We start from the raw sequence: 8,071 nt of genomic DNA, 5'->3' as shown, positions 1-8,071 counted from the left end.
GGATGCTCGGAAACGGGCACGTCCGGTTCGGGAGGCGGCATGGGGAAACGGGCCGGCCGGAAGACCGACACCGCGCCCCATGCCGACCTCACCAGTTGAGCGCGGCGGGCGACGCGGTGGCGCGACGGGAGTTGTACGTCATGCGTGCGGGCGTGCGGTTGCAGACCCTGCCGGCCGCACCGACCAGGCCCGCCGAACGCCGGCGGGGACGGGTGCGGGTCGGATGACCACCCGCCCTCGCCCGCACCTGCCGATGCGCCCGGCGTGGCTGTGCCGCAACTGCGCCGCGCCGTGGCCGTGTGGCCCGGCCCGGCTCGACCTCGCGGCCGAGTTCTACGGCCATTCGATCGCCCTGGCGTTCTACCTGGCCGCGTCGATGCACGAGGCGATCGACGACGCGTACGGCCTGGGTCTGTGCCCTGACCTGCCCGCGATGCACGCCCGGTTCCTCGGGTGGTTGTCCCGGGCCCGGCGACCGGAGCGGCACACGACTCAGGCCCGACCGGAGCGGTGAGGCCGCCGGGCGGGCGACAGCCCGTTGCGGCAGCGCACGGACCCGTTGCGGCGGCGCACCGGCTCGTTGCGGCGCCGCACCGGCTCGTTGCGACGGCGCACCGACCCCGGCGTGGCGGCGCACCGACCCGTGGCGGCGGCTCACCTGGCCGGCACGGCGGACGCCTTGACCTCGTGCCGGACGATGAGGTGGTGAAGGTACGGCAACCGTACTTCGACCGGGTTGTCCTTCTGTTCTTCGGGTTGCTGCTGTTCACCGGAGCTGTCGGGATCGCGTACCCGCTGTTGGATGTCGCCTGGGTTGGCCTGTTCCTCAGCGCGGCGGCGGTGGCGCTCGGCCTGGCGACGGGTGGCCGGCTGGTCCGGGACGCGGTGTTGCCGTTCCGCGTCGACGTCGATTCACGGGGCTGGTCGGTGCGGACCCCGAAACTGACATGCGACCTGCGGTGGGACGAGGTTGCCGCGGTCGTGCTCGTCGACGATCCGGCGGCCGTCGGCCGACGCACCCTGAGGGGGCCGCGTCTGCTGCTGGTGCCCGCTGCCGGGGTGCGTCTGGGCGTGGCGTTGCCGGAGAAGAGCCCGGTGGACGGCCGGGCGGCCGTCGAACTGTTCGAACTCCGCGAGGTGGACTACGAGGAGGGTCGGTTCGCGCGGGATCTGGCGGTGCTGGCGGGTGAACGGTTGCACAACCTGTGTCGAGCACCGGTCCGGCCGTCCGACGCGGTTCCCCTGCGGCGCTTCCCGGACGAGCCCGACCGTGTCCGGCTGGTGCGGTGGTTGGACCGGCGCAGGGCCCTGCTGTTCGCCGGCTGGTACCTGTTCGTCCTCGTTCCTCCGCTGCTGCTCGTCGACGTGGCGGCACTGCGCCACGAACTGCTCGGCGTCGTCGTGCTGGTCGTCTCCCTGGTGGTCGTCGGCGTCGTCGCCAGGGTGGTGCGGCACCTCACCGAGAGCTGCCGGGACCTGGTCGGCGGGGAGGCGATGATCGACGGCTCCGGCCTCGTGCTCGGTCCTGACCCGACGGCGCCCCGGGTCAGCCTGCTGTCGGGGATCGTCCGGGTGTTGCGACCGGGGCAGCTCAGCGGCTTCGGTAGGGCGTGGGTGCTCGCCCGCTCGGCGGACGGGGAACCTCCGGTGCCTCTGCTGCTCCTCGCTGATCCACGCACCGGGCTGCTGCGCGATCGGGACGACCTGCGGGCACTTAAGGCGGTCCTGCGTCGCTCCGCCGACGAACGGGACCGCGCCGCGGGTCGGCAACTCGACGAATTGGCGGCGCGGGCACCGGCATCCGCCGCGTCGCCCATCCTGCCCCTGTCGGGAGCCCCGCCGGCCCGCGCCCACGCTACCGCCCTGTGGGAGGCGGCGAAGGGGGTGGGACGTGCGGTCGTGCTGCTCGGTGTCGTGGTCACCGTCGTGATCGCGGGCGGCTGGGTGGTCGAGCGGACGACAGTCGTGGGACCCGTCCTGCTCGCCACCGCCGCCGCCCTGTTCTTCGCGTGGCTCGCCTACGCGGTGTACCGCGTGGTGGTGCTGCTCCGAACGCTGTTCGCGATCGTCGCGCGCCCGTTGCGCTGAGCCGGGATGGGGCGGCGTCGTCCTCAGAGACCGGTGCTGGGGTCCGGCACGGTGACCCGCGCCGGGGTTCGCACCCCGAAGACGGTGGCGACCAGATCACTGACCGTGTGCACCCCCGCGTCGATCGTCTTGCCGGGTGGGAGTTGGTACATGATCGCGACGACATAACGCTGGTCGTCGCCGGCGAATCCCACGGTGTTGGTGACCCAGTGCTTGCCGCCCGGGTCTGGTTCGATCGACCAGCCGTTCTTGGTGCCGGGTTGCTGTGCGGTGCCGGCCGCCCAGACGCCCCAGTGCTGGATCGAGCCGACCGAGCGCATCGCGTCGAGGAGGTAGGCCCGGTCGGTCGGGTCGAGGCGGTCCAGCACGTACGACATCAACCGCTGTAGATCGTCCGCCGTGCACTTGAGGTGTCCCCAGAAGCGCGAGTAGCCGGGGACGGTGGTCAGCCCCGTCATCCCGTAACGCTGCTGGAAGCGTTTGAGTTGGCTGTCGCGGCCGTAGCGGTTCCACAGGGCGGTCGCCGCGTCGTCGGAGGAGACGTTGAGCATGTCGGCGATCTGCCCGCGTGCGGTGGCGTCGAGTGTGATCTCGCCGGCACGGGCACGTTCCAGCAGGCCCACGGCCATCGCGAGCTTGATGGTGGAGGCCGTCCAGATCGGATGGTCGGTGGTCCCCGCCTGCCAGAGTTCGCCGGTCCGGCGGTCCCGCACCAGGATGCCGAGGACCCCCGGTCTGGTCGTGACCAGGGTGGCCGCCGCGGTGAAGCGCCGGCGCTGCGCCTCGTCGACGCCGACCGAGCCTGACGTGCTGGGCTGCACGTCCGGCGCCTGACCCAGTCCGCTCGTCGAGTGCGGCGGGGAGGCCCCGGTGGTCGGCGGGCTGGCCGGGCCGCTCGAACAGCCGGCGAGCACGAGCACCGCGCCCAGCGCCGCGAGAACCACTGAACGCCAGGCGAGGCGTCGACCTGGCCGCGCGGCCGCCAGGTCGCCCCCACGGGCCTCGTCGCCCTCGAACCGTCTGACTGTCACGGCGGGTGATCATAGTCCGGCCTGGGGCCGCGCCCGGTGCAGCCCGCGATGCCGGTCAGGCCCACGCTGCCGCTGACCGGGCGGGTCAGCAGTGCGGGCGGTCGAGCGGGGCGGCACCGGCGAGCGCTTCGACTGTCGCCGTCGGTGCGGCCGCCGCCGGAGGTGGCGAGGGCGCGACGGTGGGGCTCGGCGGGGCCGAGGGGGAAGCGCTGGGCGGGGCGGCACTTGCGAGGGCAACGGTGCTGCGTTGGATCCGCTGAGGGGTCATCCGGATACCGGTGGCGGTCGCCTGGCGTCCGTACACGTCGGTGACCCTGATGCGGTAGGGCCCGGGGCCGAGGCCGCCCTCGACGGTCCAGTAGTTGTCGCTCTGCCGGGCCGCCTTGCGGAAGCCGCCGCCCGGTCCCGCCGCCTCGACCGAGCGCAGCGGGTTGCCGTGGTTGCCGACCTGCACCGCGAACCAGTACCGCGAGGCGCCGCTCTTCATCCGGAAGGTGAGGCCACCGTCGAGCGGGGGGTTCACCACCGCGCGGTACGTCACCGACACGATGCCCTGCGCCCGGTCGGCGATCTTGGCGAACGCCTCGTCGGAGAGGTCGATCTTGCCGGCTCCGCATCCGCCGCACTGATCCATGACCATGACCCGGACCTTGCCCTTCGGGCCGCTCACGTCCAGGTAGCTGCCGCAGGCCGCCGCCCCGGCGTACGCGGACGCGCCGAGGGCCACGTAGAGCCGGTCCGCCGGCGGGCCCGGAAAGGAGCAGGTGCCGCCCGAGCGGCCCGCGTCGTAGAAGCTTGCCTTTCCCTTGTGGACGGCATTGCCGGTCGGTGGGGCGGCGCAGGCGGGGGCCGCGCCGCCGCGGACGGCGAGGGTGATCCCGAGTACGGCCGCCAGCGCGGTGACCCCGCCGCCGGCCAGCCAGTGTCGGACCCGCCGACTCGACCGGGGTGTGCCGTTGTCGCCGCCCGGGGTGTCGTCGTCGGGGGCCGTGCCTGGTGCCGTCACGGCGCCTGATGTTGCCGCATGGCTCGGGGGCAGCGCAAAGCCGTCCCAGCTGTCGTCACTCGGCGGATCGGCGGGGGCGCAGTCCGTTCAGGGCGGTGGTGACGACGAGGTCGGCGTACTCAGCGGTGAGTGGCCCACCGCGTTGTAGCCAGCGGCTGAACACCGGTCCCCAGATCAGGTCCACCGCCACGTCGAGGTCGATGTCCTCGGCGAGTTGGCCGGCCTGCTGGGCGCTGCGCAGGCGCTGCCGTTTGGCCTCCTTCAACGGCCCGTCCAGGCGTTCGGCGTAGACCGCCGCCAGGTCCGGGTCGTGTGCGATCTCGGTGGCCAGGGCGCGCATCGGTTGCTCGTACCGGGGATCGTTCATCTCCTCGACCGTGGCGCGCAGCACCAGGGTCAGGTCCGCCGCCAGGTCGCCGGTGTCCGGCAGCGTCGGCGGCCCACCGTCGGCGGCCTCGCTGAGCAGGAGGAAGGCGTCGAAGATGACCGCGCCCTTGGACGGCCACCAGCGGTAGATGGTCTGTTTGCCGACGCCGGCACGGGAGGCGATGCCCTCGATGCTGACCTTCGCGTACCCGACCTCCTGGAGCAGGTCGAAGGCCGCGCTGAGGATGGCGCGTCGGGAGGTCTCTCGCCGCCGTGCCGTGTTGGGCGTCATGAGGCGGCACGATACCAGCAGCGAGACGGACCGTCTCGTCTTGACGGGCGCCTCGTGTGGGGCCTACCCTTCTGGCATCACGAGACGGACCGTCTCGTCTCGTTTCGAGAATGGAGACCGACATGCGTACCTGGTTCATCACCGGCGCCAGCCGCGGCCTGGGTCGCGCGTTCGCCGACGCAGCGCTCGACCGCGGTGACCGGGTGGTCGCCGCCGCCCGGACCATCGCGAGCGACGACTTCGACGAGCGGCACGCCGACCGGCTGCTGGCCCTGACCCTCGACGTGACCGACCGGGCGGCGGTCATCGCCGCCGTGCACACCGCCGTCGAGCACTTCGGACACCTCGACATCGTCGTCAACAACGCCGGCACCCTGTCCCTGGGCATGATCGAAGAGTTCACCGAGGCGCAGGCGCGCGCCCAGTTCGAGGTCAACCTCTTCGGCGCGCTGTGGGTCAGTCAGGCCGTGCTGCCACACCTACGGGCCCAGCGGTCCGGCCACCTCGTGCAGATCTCCAGCATCGCCGCACTTGGCGGCTTTCCGAGCACCGGCCTGTACAGCGCGAGCAAGTTCGCCCTGGAGGGCATGAGTGAGGCGCTGGCGATGGAGGCGGCGGCCTTCGGCGTCAGGCTCAGCATCGTGCAGCCGGGCGGATACTGGACCGACCTCTACACCAGCCTGAGCGCCACGACGCCCCTGCCGGCCTACGCGCCGCTGCGGGCCGAGTTGGAGCGGCAGTGGGCGGAAGGCTCGATCGACAGCCCACCCCGGCTGGCCGCCGAGGCGTTGCTGCGCCTGGTCGACAGCGACGACCCGCCGCTACGGCTCCTGCTCGGCAGCATGGTGTACGACCTGGCGTTCGACATCTCCCGCCGGCGGATGGACACCTGGGCCGGCTGGGAGCAGGTCAGCCGCGCCGCCGAGCACGCCGTCGCGGCACCCGGACCTGAGCAGTGAGAGGGCTCCTCGTATCGCCACGAGCGACAGGTGCGGCGTTCTAGGCTCCGAGATATGGCGGCGGCGTGCCCATCTCGAACTGGCACACAAGTCCGGGCAGTGCCTTCACCCCATGTTTTCTCCTCACGAGGCGCAAACCTAGACGGAGAGGAACACGCATGGCTGTCAAGACCAAGACCCGTCCCGGTACCACGGAGATTCGGCCGTTCAGCGTCGACATTGCGCAAGCAGACCTCGACGACCTGAAGAGGCGCATCAAGGCCACCCGCTGGCCGGACAAGGAGACGGTGGACGACCAGTCGCAGGGCGTGCCACTCGCAACCATCCAGGCCGTCGCCCGCTACTGGGAGAACGAGTACGACTGGCGCAAGATCGAGGCGCGACTGAACTCGGTGCCGCAGTTCATGACCACCATCGACGGGGTGGACATCCACTTCATCCACGTGCGCTCGAAGCACGAGGACGCGCTGCCGCTCATCGTCACCCACGGGTGGCCCGGATCGGTGATCGAGCAGATGAAGATCATCGAGCCGCTCACCGACCCGACCGCGCACGGCGGCAGCGCGTCGGACGCCTTCCACCTGGTGATCCCGTCGCTACCGGGCCACGGCTTCTCCGGCAAGCCGACCGGGTCGGGATGGAACCCGCAGAAGATCGCGACCGCCTGGACCGAGCTGATGACGCGTCTGGGCTACACCCGGTTCGTCGCGCAGGGCGGCGACTGGGGTGCGGTCATCGTGGACCAGATGGGCCTCCAGGCGCCCCCGGAACTGCTGGGCATCCACACCAACATGCCCGGTGCGATCCCGCCCGAGATCGACCTGCTGTTCCAGGGCGACACCACCGGCGCGAACAACGCCATGGGCTCGCTGCCATCCGGGCTCTCCGCCGACGAGATGCGTGCCGCCGAGGAGGCCAACTACGTCTGGAAACACGTCGCCTACGCCCTGATGATGGCGACACGTCCGCAGACACTCACCGGGCTGGCGGACTCTCCGGTCGGTCTGGCGTCGTTCCTGCTCGACCACGACGCGAAGAGTCTGGCCCTGATCGCGCAGGTCTTCGACGGCGCCAAAGCCGGCCTCACCCGCGACGACATCCTGGACAACATATCGCTCTACTGGTTGACGAACACCGCGATCTCCGCGTCCCGCCTGTACGCGGAGAACAAGCTGTCGTTCTTCGCCGCCAAGGGCGTGACCATCCCGGTCGCCGTGAGCGTCTTTCCCGACGAGCTGTACGAGGCGCCGCAGAGTTGGGCCGAGCAGGCGTACCCGAACCTCATCTACTACAACAAGCTCGACGTGGGTGGGCACTTCGCGGCCTGGGAACAGCCGAAGATCTTCTCCGAGGAGCTTCGCACCGCCTTCCGGTCGCTGCGCTAGATGGCCGTGCACCTGCCCGCGCTGAACGGGGCGGCCGAGTGGCTCAACTCCGAGCCACTCGGCCCCGCCGACCTGGGCGGGCGCGTCGTCCTGGTCAACTTCTGGACGCTGACCTGCATCAACTGGCTGCGCCAGGAGCCGTACGTGCGGGCCTGGTCGCAGGCGTACCGCGACGACGGGCTCGTCGTCGTCGGGGTGCACACGCCGGAGTTCGGGTTCGAGCACGAGGTCGACTGGGTGCGGCGGGCGGTCGCGGCGCGATCGATCGACTACCCGGTGGCTGTCGACAACGACTACGCGATCTGGAACGCGTTCGACAACCACTACTGGCCGGCGCTCTACTTCGTCGACACCTTCGGGGTCATCCGCGACGAGCACTTCGGTGAGGGGCGCTACGAGCAGTCCGAGCGGGTGCTCCAGCAACTGCTCGGCATCGAGCGCGACCCCGTACCCGTCAAGGGGGTCGGCCCGGAGGCCGAGGCCGACTGGACCAACCTGCGCACGCCCGAGACGTACCTCGGTTTCCGTCGTGGCGAACACTTCGCGTCGCCGAACGGCCCGGCGCTCGACGAACGCCGCGCCTACCAGGTGCCGGCGAGCCTGGGCGTCAACACGTGGGCCCTGGCGGGGGAGTGGACGTTCGGATCGGAGAACGTCACGCTCGACCGGGCCGGCGGCGGCATCAGCTTCCGGTTCCACGCGCGCGACGCGCATCTCGTGCTGGCCCCCGGGGCGGGCGCGTCGATCCCGTTCCGGGTGCTGCTCGACGGCGCGGCGCCCGGCCCGTCGCACGGCGTCGACGTCGACGAGGCGGGCAACGGTGTGCTGGAGGACGGCCGCCTCTACCAGCTCGTCCGCCAGGACGGCGCGGTCGGTGAGCGGACCCTGGAGATCACGTTCGGTGAGCCCGGCGCCGAGGCGTACGCCTTCACCTTCGGCTGACG

The 8,071-nt window shown here is 71.3% G+C and carries 8 protein-coding genes; 5 read left to right on the top strand and 3 right to left on the bottom strand.

From position 1 onward, the window contains the following. The first annotated feature begins 223 nt into the window (after positions 1-223). Entirely contained in the window at positions 224-514 is a 291-nt protein-coding gene (locus ACGFIW_RS33480; protein WP_393324473.1) for a hypothetical protein, read from the top strand. Between the two features lie 191 nt (positions 515-705). Beyond that, positions 706-2,088, top strand: coding sequence for a hypothetical protein (locus tag ACGFIW_RS33475; RefSeq protein ID WP_393324470.1), 1,383 nt, complete (start codon positions 706-708; stop codon positions 2,086-2,088). A gap of 23 nt (positions 2,089-2,111) precedes the next feature. On the opposite strand, the gene ACGFIW_RS33470 is transcribed toward ACGFIW_RS33475, so the two are convergent. The 3 genes from ACGFIW_RS33470 to ACGFIW_RS33460 all read right to left on the bottom strand — a co-directional run bounded on the left by ACGFIW_RS33470 (position 2,112) and on the right by ACGFIW_RS33460 (position 4,783). Then, positions 2,112-3,119 carry a hypothetical protein gene (locus ACGFIW_RS33470; RefSeq protein WP_393324467.1) on the bottom strand — a complete coding sequence of 336 codons (1,008 nt, stop codon included), beginning with the start codon at positions 3,117-3,119 and terminating at the stop codon, positions 2,112-2,114. Positions 3,120-3,204: 85 nt separating this feature from the next. Further along, positions 3,205-4,125 carry an expansin EXLX1 family cellulose-binding protein gene (locus ACGFIW_RS33465; RefSeq protein ID WP_393324464.1) on the bottom strand — a complete coding sequence of 307 codons (921 nt, stop codon included), beginning with the start codon at positions 4,123-4,125 and terminating at the stop codon, positions 3,205-3,207. A gap of 55 nt (positions 4,126-4,180) precedes the next feature. Next, positions 4,181-4,783: a TetR/AcrR family transcriptional regulator gene (locus tag ACGFIW_RS33460; protein WP_393324462.1), complete on the bottom strand. Its 603-nt coding sequence runs from the start codon at positions 4,781-4,783 to the stop codon at positions 4,181-4,183. 110 nt (positions 4,784-4,893) lie between these two features. Between ACGFIW_RS33460 and ACGFIW_RS33455 the strand changes: the two genes are divergently transcribed. From ACGFIW_RS33455 to ACGFIW_RS33445, 3 genes are all read left to right on the top strand, one after another. After that, the gene (locus ACGFIW_RS33455) at positions 4,894-5,742 is read left to right on the top strand and encodes an SDR family oxidoreductase (RefSeq protein ID WP_393324459.1); all 849 of its coding nucleotides are present in this window, start codon (positions 4,894-4,896) and stop codon (positions 5,740-5,742) included. Positions 5,743-5,900: 158 nt separating this feature from the next. Then, on the top strand, positions 5,901-7,127 hold the full coding sequence (locus tag ACGFIW_RS33450) for an epoxide hydrolase family protein (RefSeq protein WP_393324456.1): 1,227 nt from the start codon (positions 5,901-5,903) through the stop codon (positions 7,125-7,127). Next, positions 7,128-8,069 carry a redoxin domain-containing protein gene (locus ACGFIW_RS33445; RefSeq protein ID WP_393324454.1) on the top strand — a complete coding sequence of 314 codons (942 nt, stop codon included), beginning with the start codon at positions 7,128-7,130 and terminating at the stop codon, positions 8,067-8,069. Positions 8,070-8,071 lie beyond the last annotated feature (2 nt).

The sequence above is a fragment of the Micromonospora sp. NPDC048935 genome (assembly GCF_043197875.1).
Lineage (GTDB): Bacteria > Actinomycetota > Actinomycetes > Mycobacteriales > Micromonosporaceae > Micromonospora.
This window is presented reverse-complemented; position numbering and strand designations above follow the sequence as displayed.